Source organism: Paenibacillus sp. 01T422, assembly GCF_056398785.1.
In genome coordinates, this window is record NZ_JBFTQB010001665.1 from 1 (window position 1) to 439 (window position 439).

At 44.4% G+C, this 439-nt stretch carries 1 pseudogene; it reads right to left on the bottom strand.

Features of this window, described 5'->3' with window-relative positions:
- Positions 1-439 (bottom strand): annotated as a pseudogene (gene polC, locus AC1DUA_RS40685) (PolC-type DNA polymerase III); the annotation flags it as partial.

Sequence of the window (439 nt, forward strand, 5' to 3'; positions counted from 1 at the left end):
GATATCAATTGGCTTGAAGCTGTAGCCACGAGACGTCATCTCTAGCGACATGATATCAATTGGCTTGAAGCTGTAGCCACGAGACGTCATCTCTAGCGACATCTCCAGAATGGAGACCATGGCTTTTTCTTTAGGAAGCGCCTGGAAACCCTTTTCTTCAATTTCAATCAATCGTTTCAGAATGGCGTCATACCCTTGGCACAACAATTCGAGATCGAAGTCAGCCGCACGAACGCTAAAGTATGTGGCGTAGTAAGCAATTGGATGATAAACCTTGAAGAATGCTGTCCGAACTGCAGAAATAACGTAAGCAGCAGCATGCGCTTTTGGAAACATATATTCAATCCGTTCACAAGATTCAATATACCAGGCAGGCACATTACAGCGTTTCATCTCATCTTTCCATTCATCCGTGAGACCTTTACCTTTACGCACACTC